Source organism: Stenotrophomonas sp. (assembly GCF_032066555.1).
In the GTDB taxonomy this organism is placed as follows: domain Bacteria; phylum Pseudomonadota; class Gammaproteobacteria; order Xanthomonadales; family Xanthomonadaceae; genus Stenotrophomonas.
The window spans coordinates 255,548-271,544 of record NZ_DAMBKV010000004.1; the positions used below are offsets into that span (position 1 = coordinate 255,548).

A 15,997-nucleotide genomic window follows, 5' to 3' on the forward strand; every position below is an offset into this window, starting at 1 on the left:
CTCTCTTTCGCGCAGCGAAGGGGAGGGCTGGGGAGGGATAGTTTTTGACGGTGTAGAGCCGAGCCATGCTCGGCTGGGGCCTTATTGGTAAAGCCTCTGCCGAGCATGGCTCGGCACTACCTTTGCTGCCTTCCGTTCCCTGTATGAAAGGGAGGAGGCGAAGCGGCAATCAGCGCAGCAGTCGGCCGGCGTCCAGCAGGATCATCGGTTGCTGGCCGACGCGGGCGATGCCACGGAACAACTCGTTGGATATCTGGCAGATGCGGGCGGTGTCCGGTGGCTCGATCTGCGAGTCGTTGAGGTTGGCGACGTCTTCAACCGCCGACACGCGCAGGCCCAGGGTCTCGCCGTTCTCTTCCAGTACGACGATGCGGGTCTGCGAGTCCTCCGGCGCGCTCTGCACGTCCAGGTGGCGGCACAGGTCCATTACCGGTACCACCTGGCCGCGCAGATTCATGATGCCGAGCATCGAGGGGCCGGTGCCGCGCAGTGCCAGCAGAGGCACTGGCAACACCACTTCCTGGACTTTCAGCAGTTCCAGCGCATAGGTCTGCTGGCCGCAACGCAAGCGCAGCCAGCGCGAGCTGCGCTCGGCGGCGCGCCGCTGCTGCGGGCTGCTCGCCGGGCGCTGTGCCTGCGCCTGCAGTTCCTGCCAGGTGCTGGGGCGTGCGTCCGCCGAGGGCGGGTCCAGGGCGCGGACGTTGGGGGTGCTGCGCGGTGGGGGCGCCGGGCTCGCCGGCAAGCCCGCAGCGGTTTCAAACGCGGCCTGCAGGCTGGCGCTGTCGCTATGCGCCAACTTGCGGCTTTCTGCGGGACCGGTCTCGTAGATCACTTCGTCGGGCAGGTCGTCCCAGGTGGGGGGGCGACCTGCATTGGCGGCGGTAGTGGCCGCCAGCGCGTCGTCGAAGGCAGCCTGCAAGGCGGCAGTGTCGCCGGACGGCATGGTTGCCGTGACGGGGGCAGGTGTAGCGGCGGGCTTGGCCTGCGCTTCGGCCAGCGCGGCTTCGAACACCGCTTCCAGTTCGGGGCTGTCACCCGGCACCTCGACGACAGCCGGTTTGGCTGGCGTTGCAGGCGCGGCGACCGCAGCCGCGGGTACCGCCTCCAGCAGCAGTTCGCCGAGATAGTCGTCCAATACGTCGTTGCTCATGCGGCGCGCTCCAGCTGCGCGGCCTCGCTGAGCAGCAGCCATTCCAGCGCCCGACGGTAAGCGGCCATGCCGCGGCCCGGGTAATCGTCGCCGAGCAGGGGGACGGTCAGCGCAGCGGGGTTGCAGATGCGGGTGTCGATCGGGATCGCGTCTTCCCATACGCGTTCGCCGTGGCGATCCTGCATCAGTTTCAAGGTCTCGTTGCCGGCACGGGTGCGGCGGTCGAACAGCGTCGGCAGCACCGATATCGGCAGCGTGCGCTTGCGTGAACGCTCGACCATCTCGCCGGTACGGACCATGCCATCCAGCCCATGCAGGGCCAGGGGTTCGGCCTGGGTCGGGATGATCAGGCGGTCGGCCGCGGCCAGCGCATTGATCATCAGCAGACCCAGTGTCGGCGCACAGTCGAGCAGGATGTAGTCGTGTTGATCGCCGTGGCGGGTCAGCGCCTGCTGCAGGGCGAGGCCGAGGCCTGGCTGGTTGGCGCTGCGACGTTCCAACGTGGCCAGCGAGGCCTGCGCGCACAGGTAGTCCAGCCCGGGAATATCGCTGTGGCGGGCCAGCGCAGAGATTTCATGCGGCGGGGCGGCAAACAGCTCCTGCACGCCCTGCGGTACCGGTTCGACCGGTACGCCGAAGGCGCGGGTCAGGGAGGAATGGGGGTCCAGGTCGATCAGCAGCACCTTGTGTCCGCGGGCGGCAAGGCCGCGCCCCAGCGACAAAGTGGTGGTGGTTTTGCCGACGCCGCCTTTTTGGTTGGCAATGGCCCAGATGCGCATCATTGAACTCCTTCGATGACCGCCGGTACCGCGCTGCGCACAGCGGCCGCGGCGGGTGCGCCGCCACTGTCGCCATCGCCGCCGGTACTGGCTGTGGTGTTGCCGGCAGGCGGCAGATCGGCTGCCGCTGCCGAATCGGCGAGGATGATCACCATCACCCGCCGGTTGCGGTTGCGCCCTTCGGGCGCATCATTGCTTTCGCGAGGGCGGAACTGGCCGTAACCGACCATCGCCAGCCGCTGTGGTTGCACGCCGTGGTCGGCGAACAGATGAACCACGCTGGCCGCACGCGCAGCCGACAACTCCCAGTTGGATGGGAACTGCGCGGTGGCGATAGGCAGATTGTCGGTATGGCCTTCCACCCGCACGCCATTGGGTGCATCCAGCAGCACGTCGGCCAGCGTACCCAGGGTGTTGCGTGCGCCTGCGTCCAATGCCGCCGAGCCGGTGCTGAACAGGATGTCGCTGTTGATCTCGACTTCGATCCACAGCTCGGTGCGGCGCACGGTGATGACACCTTGCTTGACCAGCGGCGCCAGCGATCTGCTGAGTCGATCGGCAATCTGGTTGAGCTGGCGCTCGGCGCGCTGCAGCTGTTCCTGGTTGTGCGCCGAAACCGGCATGCGCATATGCGATGCCATCGATGGAAGCTGGGTTGGGTCGGCCATGGCACCACCGGTCATGCTGGGCGAGCGGATCACCGAGGGGGTGTCGTGGCCGCCGCCCTGGATCTGCATGTTGCCTACCTGGACCTGGGTGATGGTGCGTGGTGCGCCACCGAAGGCGGTGGTCAGGGCATCGGCCATCACCCGGTACTTGCCTTCGTTCAAGGAGGAGATCGCGTACATCACCACGAAGAACGCGAGCAACAGCGTCATCAGGTCGGCATAGGGGATTGCCCATGCTTCATGGTTGGCGTGCTCTTCGTGATGCTTGCGACGGGCCATGGTTCAGTTCACGAAGCCAGCCAGGCTGTTTTCGATATTGCGCGGGTTCTCCCCCTGGGCAATGGCGATCAGGCCTTCGATGATCATCTCGCGCTCACGGCAGCTGCTGGCGATCACGCTCTTGAGCTTGGCCGACACTGGCAGGAACAGCAGGTTGGCCGAGGCGATGCCATAGATGGTGGCGGTGAACGCGGCGGCAATGCCGTGGCCCAACTTGCTGGGGTCGGCCAGGTTCTTCATCACCGCGATCAGGCCGAGCACGGCACCGATGATGCCCAGGGTGGGCGCGTAGATGCCCATGCCTTCGAACACCTTGGTGGCGGCCAGGTCCTGTTGCTCCTGGCTGCCGAGCTCGATTTCCAGCATGTGGCGGATGGTGTCTGGCTCGACACCGTCAACCACCAGTTGCAGGCCTTTGCGGATGAACGGGTCGTCCTGCAGGTCCACCTGCGGTTCCAGGCCGAGCAGGCCCTGGCGGCGGGCGATATTGCTCCAGTCCACGATCTGCTGGACCAGCGCGCGACGATCACTGGCCGGTGGCCGGATGACCCAGCGCACGATCTTGAAGGCATGTTTGAAGACCGCTGGCGAGGTGTGCAGCAGGATGGCGGCGAGGGTGCCGACAATGACGATCACGAAGGCAGCAGGTGACCACAGCGAGGACAGGCCGGCGCCTTTGAGGATGCTGCCACCCACCAGGGAGGCGAGGGCGAGGAAGAGTCCAATGATGCTGAGTCGGTCCATGGTGCGTATATCGGCCTCGTTGTAACGGTCTTGAATCAGTGAGCGGTGCAGCTGTTGTTGCAGGCGCTGTTGCTTTTGTTAGCCCCTCTCCCGCCTGCGGGAGAGGGGTTGGGGTGAGGGCAGCTCTGGCTTTGAAAGCTGAAAGCGGCCCTCACCCGCCCCGTCTTCGCGGGGCTGCCCTCTCCCGCAGGCGGGAGAGGGGACTAGCGGGATCGCGAGATTGCAGGCCGCTCGCGTCTGTATTGCTCAGCCCTGCACCCCTCGCAGCCCATCCACATCCAGGATCAGTGCCATGCGGCCATCACCAATCAAGGTGGCGCCGGCATAGCCGTTGAGGCCGCGCAGGGCGCGCGGTAGTGGTTTGATCACCACTTCCTCGCGGCCGCGTACCTGGTCCACCACCAGGCCGAAGCGGGCTTCGCCCATCTGCAGCACGACGATGGTCAGCAAGGTCGACGGTGCTGGAGTGATGCCCAGCCATTGACGCAGGTCGAGCAGGGCCAAAGTGTGGGACTTGCGGTCCAGCACCGCGCGACCGTCGAACCAGCCCAACGAGGTCGCCGGCGCGTGCAGTACTTCCATGACCCGAGCCAAGGGCAGGGCGTAGACGTCTTCGCCAGCCTGTACCAGCAGCGTGGGCAGGATCGCCAGCGTCAATGGCACGCGGATCAGGAAGCGGCTGCCGCGGCCCAGCTCGGATTGGATCTGGATCTGGCCGCTGAGTTCGCGGATGCGCGACTGCACCACGTCCATGCCGACGCCACGGCCGGATATATCGGTGACTTCCTGCTTGGTAGAGAAACCGGGCAGGAAGACCAGGTGCAGGCACTCTTCACTGGTCAGGCGGGCGGCGGCTTCCGGGTCAAGCAGGCCCTTGTCGCGGGCCTTGGCGCGCAGACGTTCCGGGTCAATGCCGGCGCCGTCGTCCTGCACCTCGATGCTGACGTAGTCACCTTCCTGCTGGGCGGATAGCCGTACCCGGCCCATTCGCGGCTTGCCCTGGGCTTCGCGCAGCTCCGGCGATTCGACGCCATGGTCGATGGCATTGCGGACCAGGTGCACCAAGGGATCGGCCAGCGCTTCGACGAGGTTGCGGTCCAGTTCGGTATCGGCGCCGATCAGCTCCAGGTCGACTTCCTTCTGCAGTGAGCGGGCGACATCGCGCGCAACCTTGGGAAAGCGCGAGAAAACCTTGCCAACCGGCTGCATGCGGGTGCGCATCACCGCCGATTGCAGGCGCGCGGTGGCGATGTCCAGGGTGGAAACCGCACGGTCCAGTTCTTCGTCTTTCAGGCGCGTGCGCAGGGTCTTGAGCCGATTGCGCGCCAGCACCAGTTCGCCGATCAGATTGACGATGGCGTCCAGGCGCTTGGTATCCACGCGCACGGTGTGCTCGGGCTCGGCGGCCTTTGCAGCGGCCGGCTTGGCAGCCGCGGGCGCAGGCCGGGCGGGCGTCGCGGGTGCCGGCTTCGGTTTCGGCGGCGTGGCCGCAATGGGCTGCACGGCGACGGCACCGGGCGCCGCGCCCCCGTGCAGCTTGTCCAGCAGTGCCTCGAATTCGTCCTCGTCGATCAGGTCATCGCCGGCCTTGCTGGCGGCGATGGGCTGGGCGCCGGGTGTGCCGCTGCCATGCAGTTCGTTGAGCAGGGCCTCGAACTCGTCTTCGCTGATCAGGTCGCTGTCACCCGCATCGACGGCGACCGCGGTCGGCTGCGGCGCGGCAACGGCCGCGGCGGTACCGACATCGAACTGCGCGATCAGCGCGGCGGGCGCGTGCTCTGGATCGGTGCCGGAAGACACCGCGTCGAGCATGGCCTGCAGCCAGTCCAGCGATTGCTGGGCGGCATCGAAATGATGCGCCAGCAGTTCGGCCTTGCCGGCGCGGGCCATGCCCAGGGTTTCCTCGGCGGCGTGGCACAGCTCCACCATTGGCGTGATCGCCAGAAAACCGGCGCCGCCCTTGAGGGTGTGGAAACCACGGAACACGGCGTTGAGCTGGTCGCTGTCGTGCGGTGCCTGCTCCAGCGTCACCAGCTGCTCGCCGAGACGATCCAGGATCTCCTGCGCTTCGAGGATGAAGTCGGCGGCGATGTCGTCGGCAAAAGCACTCATGGCTTACAGCCCCAGGTCCGAGAGCAGATCGTCGGCGTCGACCTGGGAAACGGCATGGCGGTCCAGGCCATTGACGGCGGGACCGGCCAGGCCATGGTTGCGTGCGTCTTCTTCCGGCGGCGGCAGACCGAGCGCACCAAACCCTTCGTGCACGCGGCGGACGATGCCAACCACACGGCGGATGATCTGCCCGGTCAGGTCCTGGTAGCTCTGGGTCAGCGCGACTTCGGTGAGGTTGTGGCGGATGCGTTCGAGAATCTCACCCTGCTCGGCGTTGAGCCCATCCGCACGCAGACGCTCGGTCAGCGCCCGGCATTCTTCAGCCAGGTCGAGCGTGCGATGGGTGGCCTGCTCGGTCATCTGCACGACGTGATCCAGACGTGCGCAGGCATCGTCCAGTTCACCGGCTTCGCTGGGCACGCTGGGCAGTTCGCCCAGGGCCTGTCCGAGTTCACGGGCGAGCCGTCCCAGGCCGGACATCATCGGCTGCGCGCGCAGGGCGGCGAGTGCGTCGATTTCCCGGCGCCAGCCAGCCTCATCGCCACTTTCCAATGCTGCCAGTGCGTCCTGCAGGCGCTGCACCAGGGCCGATTTGTCGCTCAATGCTTCCCCGAGGCGGTCCATCAGGCGCTCGCTGCCAGGCGTTCGAAGATCTTGCCCAGCTTCTCTTCCAGCGTCTGCGCGGTGAAGGGCTTGATGATGTAGCCGTTCACGCCGCTCTGCGCGGCCTCGATGATCTGCTCGCGCTTGGCCTCGGCGGTAACCATCAGTACCGGCAAGGTCTTGAGCTTGGCGTCATTGCGGATCGCCTTGAGCAGCTCGATGCCGGTCATCACCGGCATGTTCCAGTCGGTGACGACGAAATCGAACGGCTGGCTCTGCAGCAATGACAGCGCGGCATGCCCGTCCTCGGCTTCGGCGGTATTGGTGAAGCCCAGATCGCCGAGCAGGTTCTTGACGATGCGACGCATCGTCGAGAAGTCGTCAACGATCAGGATGCGCATGTTCTTGTTCAAAAGGCTTTCCTCTTCATGGTTCCTCGAGGCCGGCGTCGGCCGCCTCGAAAATCTTCAGTCGGCCACGCAGACGCAGCATGGCCTGGCCGTGGATCTGACAGACGCGGGATTCGCTGACGCCCAATACCGCGCCGATTTCTTTCAGGTTCAATTCCTGTTCGTAGTACAGCGACAGCACCAGCTGTTCGCGCTCGGGCAATTGGCCGATGGCCTTGCCCAGCTCGGTGCCGAACTGGCTGCGCTCAAGAACCTGCTGCGGGGTGGGCCCACCGGTAGTCGGGGTGTCCAACTCGCCCTGGTCTTCGATGCGTGATTCCAGGCTCAGCACCTGGCCGCGCGAGGCGTCTTCGACCAGCCGCATGTATTCGGGTAGCGGCAGCTCCATTGCCTCGGCCACTTCACTGGCACTGGCCGCGCGGCCGGAACTTTGCTCGAGCCGGCGGATGGTGGCGGCGGCATCGCGGGCGCGGCGGTGCACCGAGCGCGGCACCCAGTCGCCGCGACGGATCTCATCGATCATCGAGCCGCGGATACGGATCGACGCATAGGTCTCGAACGATGCACCCTGTTCGGCGTCATAGCTGCGCGAGGCTTCGATCAGGCCCATCATGCCGGCCTGGATCAGATCGTCGACTTCGACGCTGGCCGGCAGGCGCGCGGCCAGGTGATGGGCGATGCGGCGTACCAGGTCGGCGTGGCGGGCGATGCAGTCATTGGCCGCGCTGCGCTGGACTTCACGATAGTGAGCGGCTGCATTGTTCATGCCTTCACCTTCTGCTGGATGATGCGTTCCAGGAAGAACTCAACGCCGCCGCGCGGGGCGGTTGGGGCTTGCCAGCGCGCGGTGCGACGGGCGATTTCATTGATCGCCAGCGAGGCTGGCGCGGAAGGGTAGAGCTTCACCACTGGCTGCTGGCGCTGCACCGACAGACGCAACCAGTCGTCCTGCGGCACGCAGCCCAGGTAGTTCAGCGAGACATCGATCAGGAACTTCTCGCAGACCCGCACCAGCTTTTCATACAGGGCGCGGCCTTCGTTCGGGTCGCGGACCATGTTGGCCACGACCTGGATACGGTCCACGCCGCGTTCGCGCGAGAGCACCTTGATCAGCGCATAGGCGTCGGTGATCGAGGCCGGCTCGTCGCAGACCACGACCACGGTGTCCTGGGCGGCCTGGCAGAAGGTCAGCACGCTGTCGGTGATGCCGGCCGCGGTGTCGATGATCATCACATCGAGGTCGCGTTCCAGCTCCGAGAACACGTTGACCAGGCCCACATGCTCGGCCGGCTGCAATTCGGCCATGTGCCGACGGCCGGAGGCGGCGGGCACGACCAGCACGCCGTTCGGGCCTTCGATGATGACTTCTTCCAGCGTGGCGCGCCCGGCGACCAGGTCGGCCAGGGTGTGCTTGGGCTGCAGGCCCAGCACCACGTCGATGTTGGCCAGGCCCAGGTCGGCGTCGAGCAGCAGGGTGCGTTTGCCCATGCCTGCCAGTGCCACGGCCAGGTTGGCCGAGACATTGGTTTTACCTACGCCACCCTTGCCGCCCGTCACCGCGATGGTGCGTACCGGACCGGCCGGTTCGTGCCGGGTTGCCGACAGCGGAAAGGTGTTGGTCAGCTTGGCGTACTCACGCGACTGCATTGTTCAACTCCGTGTTGCAGGGCATATCGGCCGCGCGGCGCAAATCTTCAAGGCGGAGTACAAGATTTGCGGCAGAGGCCCGATAAAGGTCTTCCGGGACGTCCTGGCCGTCGGTCACCCAGGTGATCGGCAGGCGGTGATCGACCGCCACTGACAGGGCCGAACCGAAGCGGCCGGTCTCGTCCAGCTTGGTCAGCACCACGCCCTGCGGGTTGGCGGCGCTGAAGCGGCGGACCACTTCGTCCATGTCCTGGAAGGCGGTGTTGGCCGGCAGTACCAGCAGGGTGCGGATCTGGCCGGCGGCGCGCAGCCACTGCAGCTGGGCGGTGAGGGCACGATCGCGCTGGCCCAGGCCGGCGGTGTCGATCAGCACCAGCTTGTAGTCGGCCAGCTTCTGCAGCAGCTGGTTGAGGTCGGTGCCGCTATTGGCCTCGTGCACGGCGATGCCGAGCTGGCGGCCGAAGCCGTACAGCTGCTCGCGGGCGCCGATGCGCTGGGTGTCGGTGGTGACCAGGGCCACGTCGCGGGCGGCATGGGCTTCGGCGAAACGCGAGGCCAGCTTGGCAATGGTGGTGGTCTTGCCGGCACCGGTGGGGCCGACCAGGGCGATCACGCCGCCGGTTTCCATCGGGTCGACCGGGGCGATCGGCAACTTCTTGGAGATCAGGCCCAGCATCAGTCCGCGGGCGCGGCTGGGGTCGATGTCGGCCGGAATCTGGGTGGCGACGTCGCGGGCCAGGCCGGCGTCGAAGCCGTACTCATCCATCAGGTCCAGTGCATTGGCGCGCACCGCGCTGCCGCGCAGCCGCTCGTCGGTGAAGCGGTTCATCTCGCGCTCGATCAGGTGGCGCATGCCGGCCACTTCCTGGCGCAGCTGGCTGAGCTGTTCGTCGTCGCGGGCGATGATCACCGGTGCGCTGGTCACTGCGCTCACCGGGGAGGTGGCGGCGGCCGCAGTTTCGGTGGCTTCAGCAGCGCTGGTCACCGACGCTTCCGCCGGCTGCGGGCTAGCGACGGCGGCGATGGCTGCTGCCGCAGCGACCGGGGCTGCGATTGCCTCGATTGCGGGCGCGACAGCGACGGGGGCCACGGCGACCGGGGCAGGGTTGAACACCGGTGCGACAGCAATTGCTGGAACGGCGACGGCAGCGATCGGCTGCTGCAACTCCGGCTCCGGCATCGGCGGATCGATGACGAAGCGTGCGCGTTCCATCGGTGCGGGCGCCTCGATGGTGACGGCGGCGATGGCGTCGGCAAAGCTGGCCTGCTGGGTGACGGCAGGTGCGGAGGCCAGGGGGGCGACCGCCGCGGCGCTGCCGACGGGACGGAAAGCCGGCACGATCGGCAGTTCGTCGGCGCTGGCCGGCTGTGTGGCGTAGAAGGTCTGGGGAGCCGGGGCGCGCGGAGCAACCGGTTCAACGTCGGCGGACTTGAGCAGGCCAGCAAAGCGGCTGCCCGGTGCCAGTTCGATGCTGTTGTCGATGGAGCGGCCGGTGGCGCCAACCGCCGAGCGTGCCAAAGCGGCGACGGCCGAGGTGGTGGCGGTGACGGGCTCCGGCTCGGGTGCCTTGCGGCGGGTCATCGCGGCCATGATGGCTTCGGCGGCGCTGCGCGGCTTGGCCGGTGCCGGCGGTGCCGGGCGGCTGGCTTCCAGCGCCTGCTTCACTGCGGTTTCGTCGTAGTGCGCGGCCGCCACGATCTCGACACCTTCCTCGATCCGTCGGTTGGACAGGATCACGGCGTCGGGGCCGTGCTCCTTGCGCACGAGGTTCATGGCGGTGCGCATGTCAGCGGCGACGAAACGTTTGATTTTCATGCTTTGGTACCGGGAGTGGGGCTGCGGCGAAGGAGTGGCGTTGGCGATGTCGAACATGACGTGGCGGGCTCCTTCTTGCGGAATGGGTGCGGTGCAGCAGGTGTCTGGTTTCCGTCACCGGCATGGCTGCCGGCGTCGGCTTTCGGGCTGCCTCAGCTGATCGTGCCGACCAGTTTCAGGCGTTTGTCTTCCGGCACTTCGCTGTAGGCCAGGACCGACAGCGAGGGCACGCTGTGGCGGACCAGGCGCGCCAGCGCGGCGCGTACCGGGGCCGGTACCAGCACTACAGCCGGCTCGTTGCGGGCCTCCTGCTTGCCGACGCAATCGGCAAGACTTTGGTGGAGGCGTTCGGCGAGACCAGGTTCCAGTGCGGCGCCATTGCCTTGTGTTGACTCCTGCAAGACGCGTTCCAATTGCGGGTTGAGGGTGAATACCGGCAGCTCCGGCGAGGAGCCGGCGATTTCCTGCACGATGAAGCGGCCGAGCGTGTTGCGTACCGCGGCGGTGAGCGTGGCGGCGTCCTGGGTGGTCGGTGCGGCTTCGACCAGGGCTTCGGCGATCTTGCGCAGCTGGCGGATGGGGATGCGCTCGACCAGCAGGTTCTGCAGCACGCGGGCCACGGTGGACAGTGGCAGCGCCTTGGGCGAAAGGTCTTCGGCCAGCTTCGGGGCGCTCTTGGCCAGTGTGGCCAGCAACTGCTGCACTTCCTCGTGACCCAGCAGCTCCGGGGCGTGCTCGCGGATCAGGTGCGACAGGTGGGTGGCAACCACGGTGGCCGGATCGACCACGGTGTAGCCCAGCGATTCGGCATGTGCGCGTTGGTGGGGCTGGATCCAGGTGGCGTCCAGGCCGAATGCCGGGTCCTTGCCGGCAATGCCCTCCAGCTTGCCCATCGCGCTGCCGGGGTCCAGTGCCAGTTCGCGGTCCGGGTGGATGTCGGCGGTGCTGACCGGCACGCCATGGATCAGCAGGCGGTAGTGGGTGGCCGGGAGCTCCAGGTTGTCGCGGATATGGACCGGCGGAATCAGGAAACCCAGGTCCTGGGTGAGTTTGCGGCGCACGCCCTTGATGCGCGTCATCAACTCGCCGCCCTGGGCCTTGTCGACCAGCGGAATCAGCCGGTAGCCGACTTCCAGGCCGAGCGGATCGACCGGGCGCAGTTCGTCCCAGGTCAGTTCGGCGTTGGGGGCCGGCTGCGGCTGGCCCAGTGCGTTCAGGCCGCCTTCGCTGGCGGCGGTTTCGTTGGCGGTGGTCTTGGCGGCAGCGCTGGTCTCACGCCGCCACAGTTTCCAGGCGATGAAGCCAAGGATCGCGGCCAGGCTGAGGAAAGCCAGGTTGGGCATGCCCGGTACCAGGCCGACCAGACCAATGATGCCGGCAGTGATGGCCAGTGCGCGGTACTGGCCGAACACCTGGCCCATCATCGCTTCGCTCATGTCCTGCGAGCGCGAGGCGCGGGTGACCAGCATGGCCACCGCGCTGGAAACCAGCAGTGCCGGCAGCTGCGCCACCAGGCCGTCACCGATCGACAGCAGCGTATAGGTGGCCGCGGCGTCGCCGAAGGCCATGTCGTGCTGCAGCACGCCCACGGCCAGGCCGCCAAGCATGTTGATGAAAAGGATCAGGATGCCGGCGATGGCATCGCCGCGGATGAACTTGCTGGCACCGTCCATCGCGCCATAGAAGTCGGCTTCCTCGCGGACTTCCTCGCGGCGGACCTTGGCTTCCTCGCGCGTCAGCAAACCGGCGTTGAGGTCGGCGTCGATCGCCATCTGCTTGCCGGGCATGGCATCCAGGATGAAGCGTGCGGTGACTTCCGACACGCGTCCGGCGCCCTTGGTGATGACCACGAAGTTGATGATGGTCAGGATCGCGAACACCACGATGCCGACCGCATAGTTGCCGCCGATCACGAACTCACCGAAGGCGGCGATCACCTTGCCGGCGGCGTCATGTCCGTCCTGGCCATTGAGCAGGATGACGCGGGTGGAAGCCACGTTCAGCGCCAGCCGCAGCATGGTGGTGACCAGCAGCACGATCGGGAAGATGGTGAAGTCCAGCGGCCGCTTCACATACACCACGGCCAGCAGCACCAGCATGGAGATGGCGATGTTGAGGGTGAACAGGGCGTCCAGCACCGGCGCGGCCAGCGGCACCACCACCATGGCCAGCAAGGCCAGCACGATCAGCGGCGCGCCCAGCCCATGGCGCAGCATGTCCAGCACGCGGCGCGCGGACAGGCCCGAGGTCTGGCTGCTCATCGGGTTTCTCCCTTGCCGAATTCATCAATATCGATCGTTGCCATCTGGGGCATCGGACCGCCGCGCCATTGGCGCAGCTGGTAGACGTAGGACAGGACCAGGGCGACAGCCGAATACAGTCTCACGGGGATTTCCTTGCCGAGTTGGCTTTCCCGATACAAGGCCCGTGCCAAAGGCGGCGCCGAGACGATGGCGACCTTGTTGCCGTCGGCGACCTGGCGGATGCGCAGGGCCAGTTCGTCCACCCCGCGTGCGACCACGGTGGGGGCGTTCATGCGCCCGCTCTCGTACTTGAGGGCAACGGCATAATGGGTGGGGTTGACCAGCACCACGTCGGCCGTGGGCACGGCTTCCATCATCCGGCGTTGTGACAGCTGCATCTGCATCTGCCGGATGCGGCCCTTGACCTCGGGGCTGCCCTCGCTTTCCTTCATCTCGCGGCGCAGTTCTTCGCGCGTCATCTTCAGCTTTCGCAACCAGTTCCACTTCTGGTACGGCGCATCGATGGCGGCGAGCAGGGCCATGGCCCCTGCGGTGGCCAGCAGCAGCTTGAGGGTAAAGCCCAGGCCCCGCCCGATGGCGCTCTCCAGTGGCAGGTGCAGCAGCCCGCGCAGGCCGTCGGCGCCGTGCCAGATGCACAGGCCGGCGGCGGTGCCGACAAAGGCCACGCGCAGCATCGATTTGACCAGTTCGGCCAATGCCTCGGCGCCAACCAGGCGTTTCATTCCGGTGAGCGGATTCATGCGCTTCAGGTCGGGCATCAGTGCCTTGTTGGAAAAACGCAGTCCCCCCATAAGTACCGGGGCCACCATGCCGGCAGCCAGACACACCAGCAACAGCGGGCTGAAAGCCAGCATCAGCTTGAGCAGCATCCAGCCGGCGTGGCCGAACAAGGCGTTGGGGGTGTCCAGCAAGCCGGGTTCCGGCGAGAGCGCGGCCTTCATCCATTGCCGCGCCGAGCCGCCCATGGAGCCGCCCATGGCGTACAGCGCCAGCACCGCGGCAACGAATACCGCAGCGGTGGCCAGTTCCCGCGAACGCGGAATATTGCCCTGGTCGCGGGCTTCTTTCAGGCGTTTTTCGGTGGGGAGTTCGGTTTTTTCCCCGGCCTGTTCGTTCTCGGACATTGCTCGGCATGGAAGAAGGGTTCTTCCATGGCCGTGCAAAAATCATTCCAAACCCAGGATGTAGTGCCGAGCCATGCTCGGCAGAGGCCTTACAAGCTACCCAAAGGTAGTGCCGAGCCATGCTCGGCAGAGGCCTTACAAGCTAACCAAAGGTAGTGCCGAGCCATGCTCGGCAAGGGCTCTACCGGTGAAGCCCCTTGCCGAGCATGGCTCGGCACTACAGGTTCGGGTTTATGGGGAATGCCTTTGCCGAGCATGGCTCGGCACTACGGCCTATTCCTGGCTGGCGTTGAACGAGGCCAGTCGTGCTTCCAGCGCCGCATGCTGGGCATCGCCACCGTGCAGGCGCATGAAATTCTCCGCGCTGACCGGGCGGCCCAGCAGATAACCCTGCAGATGGTCACAGCCCAGTCGTTCCACATAGGCGCGTTGGCCCTGGGTCTCGATGCCTTCGGCAACGATCTCCATGTTCAGTGCGTGGCCGAGCGCGACGATCGCAGAAACGATGACCACGTCTTCGTCGCTTTCTTCCAGCGCCAGTACAAAAGCGCGGTCGATCTTGATCTCGGTGGCAGGCAGTCGCTTCAGATGCAGCAGGCTGGACACGCCGATGCCGAAGTCATCAATCGATATGCCGACGCCCAGCCCGGCTACACTGCGCAGCACCGAAATGGCGTTGTCGGTGTCGCGCATCACCGCCCCTTCACTGATCTCAAGGATCAGGCGCGAGGGTTCCAGTTCGTTGCGGTCCAACGCGGAGCGCACGTCATCGATCAGTTTCGGCGAGCCCAGTTGGCGCCCCGACAGATTGACCGCCACCCGCCATTCGGCGTTGCCGGCGTCCTGCCAGCAACGCATCTGCCGGCAGGCCTCATCCAGTACCCAGTTGCCGATTACGTCCATCAGCCCGCTCTGCTCGGTGAGACGGATGATGCGTTCTGCCGGGATGAACCCATGTTCGGGATGACGCCAGCGGATCAGGGCCTCGGCGCCACTGATGCGGCCGCTGTCGGCATGCACGCGGGGCTGGTAATGCAGCGACAGCTGCGGTGTGCCCAAGGCCTTGCGCAGGTCGTCGAGCAGGCGCCGGTCCTGCTCGACGTTGTCATTCATCCAGTCGGCGAACACCGCGTGTGTGTTGCGCCCGGATTGTTTTGCGTACGCCATGGCGGTCTCGGCCATCGCGATCAACTGCGCGGCGGAGTTGCCTGCCTGCGGGTACTGGGCGATGCCCAGGCTGGCGGTGATGCGCAGTTCGCGGCCGCCAACCCGAACCGAGTTGACCGCCAGGATGATGCGCTCGGCCAGCGCGTCCAACTCTTCGGTCTGGCGCAGTTGGCTGGCGATGACGAACTGGTCGCCACCCAAGCGTCCGACCAGGTCTTCGGCAGGAAGCAGCTGGCGCAGGCGTTCGCCGATATCGACCAGGGCGGCGTCGCCGGTCTGCGAGCCAAAGGCGCCGTTGATATGGCGGAAGCCATCCAGGTCGATGGACATGACCGCGAACGGCTGGCCTGCCTGCAGCAGCTGTTCGATACGCTCATGCGAGAGCTGGCGGTTGGGCAGGCGGGTCAGTGAGTCGTGCTGGCTGGCATGGAACAACTCCTTGCGGGCATCGTCCAGCGAGGCCGACAGCATCGAGTTTCGCAGATGCAGCAAGCGTGCCTGCATGCGCTGTTCGAACAGGGAGATGGTCAGCACTACACCCATCACGCCAACCGTGAGCAGCACCACGCAAGCGGCCAGCCATTCGGTGGGTACGCCGCCGGTGGTGGCGGCAGTGCAGACGGAGTTGGCCGGGAAGCGCGCCGCCGCCATGCCGGTATAGTGCATGCCGACGATGGCCAGGCCCATCACCGCGGCGGCGATCAGCCTTGGCGGTAGGGCGTGCTCAGCGGTGCGCAGGCGGAACGCGATATACAGCGCGCTCCATGAGGCACCGACCGCTATCACGATGGAAAGGGCGAACCAGACCCGGTCGTAATCGATGTCCGGATTCATCTTCAGTGCGGACATGCCGACGTAATGCATCCACGCGATGCCCAGGCCCATCAGTAGCGCACCCAGGGCCAGGCGCAGGTGTGGCAGGGTCGGTCGCGAGACCAGCCACAAGGCGAATATCGAGGCAGCCACCGCTACCAGCAGCGATTCCACCGTCAGCCACAGGTCGTAGCCCAGTGGAATGGGCAGGCGGAAGGCCAGCATGCCGACAAAATGCATCGACCAGATGCCTGCGCCCATGGCGACGCCGCCGGCCAGCAGCCAGCGGGCCGCCGCGCGGCGTGGCTGTGAGGCGGATACCCGCGAGGCCATATCCAGCGCTGTGAACGAGGCCAGGATCGCCACCAGGATCGACAGCACGACAAACAACGGGTTGTAGCTGCCAACGAGCATCAAACCC

13 protein-coding genes are annotated in these 15,997 nt (G+C 66.3%); all 13 read right to left on the reverse strand.

The genetic code is table 11. The features are described 5' to 3' along the window. Nucleotides 1–169: 169 nt before the first annotated feature. Nucleotides 170–1,150 (reverse strand): chemotaxis protein CheW, encoded by a 981-nt coding sequence (locus RT131_RS07860; RefSeq protein WP_313171793.1) that lies wholly within the window; start codon nt 1,148–1,150, stop codon nt 170–172. Beyond that, entirely contained in the window at nt 1,147–1,929 is a 783-nt protein-coding gene (locus tag RT131_RS07865; RefSeq protein WP_313171794.1) for a ParA family protein, read from the reverse strand. The genes RT131_RS07860 and RT131_RS07865 overlap by 4 nt, the downstream gene beginning before the upstream one ends. Next, nucleotides 1,929–2,876, reverse strand: coding sequence for a flagellar motor protein MotD (gene motD, locus RT131_RS07870; RefSeq protein ID WP_313171796.1), 948 nt, complete (start codon nt 2,874–2,876; stop codon nt 1,929–1,931). Before motD ends, RT131_RS07865 begins: the two co-directional genes overlap by 1 nt. A gap of 3 nt (nt 2,877–2,879) precedes the next feature. Beyond that, nucleotides 2,880–3,620, reverse strand: a complete 741-nt coding sequence (locus RT131_RS07875) for a flagellar motor protein (RefSeq protein WP_313171798.1) — start codon at nt 3,618–3,620, stop codon at nt 2,880–2,882. Between the two features lie 246 nt (nt 3,621–3,866). Further along, complete coding sequence (locus RT131_RS07880; RefSeq protein ID WP_313171800.1) at nt 3,867–5,732, reverse strand: chemotaxis protein CheA; 1,866 nt, start codon at nt 5,730–5,732, stop codon at nt 3,867–3,869. 3 nt (nt 5,733–5,735) lie between these two features. Beyond that, nucleotides 5,736–6,356 (reverse strand): protein phosphatase CheZ, encoded by a 621-nt coding sequence (locus tag RT131_RS07885; protein ID WP_313171802.1) that lies wholly within the window; start codon nt 6,354–6,356, stop codon nt 5,736–5,738. After that, nucleotides 6,356–6,748, reverse strand: a complete 393-nt coding sequence (gene cheY / locus RT131_RS07890) for a chemotaxis response regulator CheY (protein WP_303749801.1) — start codon at nt 6,746–6,748, stop codon at nt 6,356–6,358. The genes RT131_RS07885 and cheY overlap by 1 nt, the downstream gene beginning before the upstream one ends. Before the next feature lie 13 nt (nt 6,749–6,761). Beyond that, a complete protein-coding gene (locus RT131_RS07895; protein ID WP_313171806.1) occupies nt 6,762–7,511 on the reverse strand; it encodes an RNA polymerase sigma factor FliA in 750 nt (249 codons plus the stop codon). Next, the gene (locus RT131_RS07900) at nt 7,508–8,392 is read right to left on the reverse strand and encodes a MinD/ParA family protein (protein ID WP_057628672.1); all 885 of its coding nucleotides are present in this window, start codon (nt 8,390–8,392) and stop codon (nt 7,508–7,510) included. Before RT131_RS07900 ends, RT131_RS07895 begins: the two co-directional genes overlap by 4 nt. Then, the gene (gene flhF / locus RT131_RS07905; protein ID WP_313171809.1) at nt 8,379–10,208 is read right to left on the reverse strand and encodes a flagellar biosynthesis protein FlhF; all 1,830 of its coding nucleotides are present in this window, start codon (nt 10,206–10,208) and stop codon (nt 8,379–8,381) included. The genes RT131_RS07900 and flhF overlap by 14 nt, the downstream gene beginning before the upstream one ends. 152 nt (nt 10,209–10,360) lie before the next feature. Next, complete coding sequence (gene flhA / locus RT131_RS07910) at nt 10,361–12,469, reverse strand: flagellar biosynthesis protein FlhA (RefSeq protein WP_313171811.1); 2,109 nt, start codon at nt 12,467–12,469, stop codon at nt 10,361–10,363. Next, nucleotides 12,466–13,596, reverse strand: coding sequence for a flagellar biosynthesis protein FlhB (gene flhB, locus RT131_RS07915; protein ID WP_313171813.1), 1,131 nt, complete (start codon nt 13,594–13,596; stop codon nt 12,466–12,468). The genes flhA and flhB overlap by 4 nt, the downstream gene beginning before the upstream one ends. 273 nt (nt 13,597–13,869) lie before the next feature. Further along, nucleotides 13,870–15,990 (reverse strand): EAL domain-containing protein, encoded by a 2,121-nt coding sequence (locus RT131_RS07920; protein ID WP_313171815.1) that lies wholly within the window; start codon nt 15,988–15,990, stop codon nt 13,870–13,872. Nucleotides 15,991–15,997 lie beyond the last annotated feature (7 nt).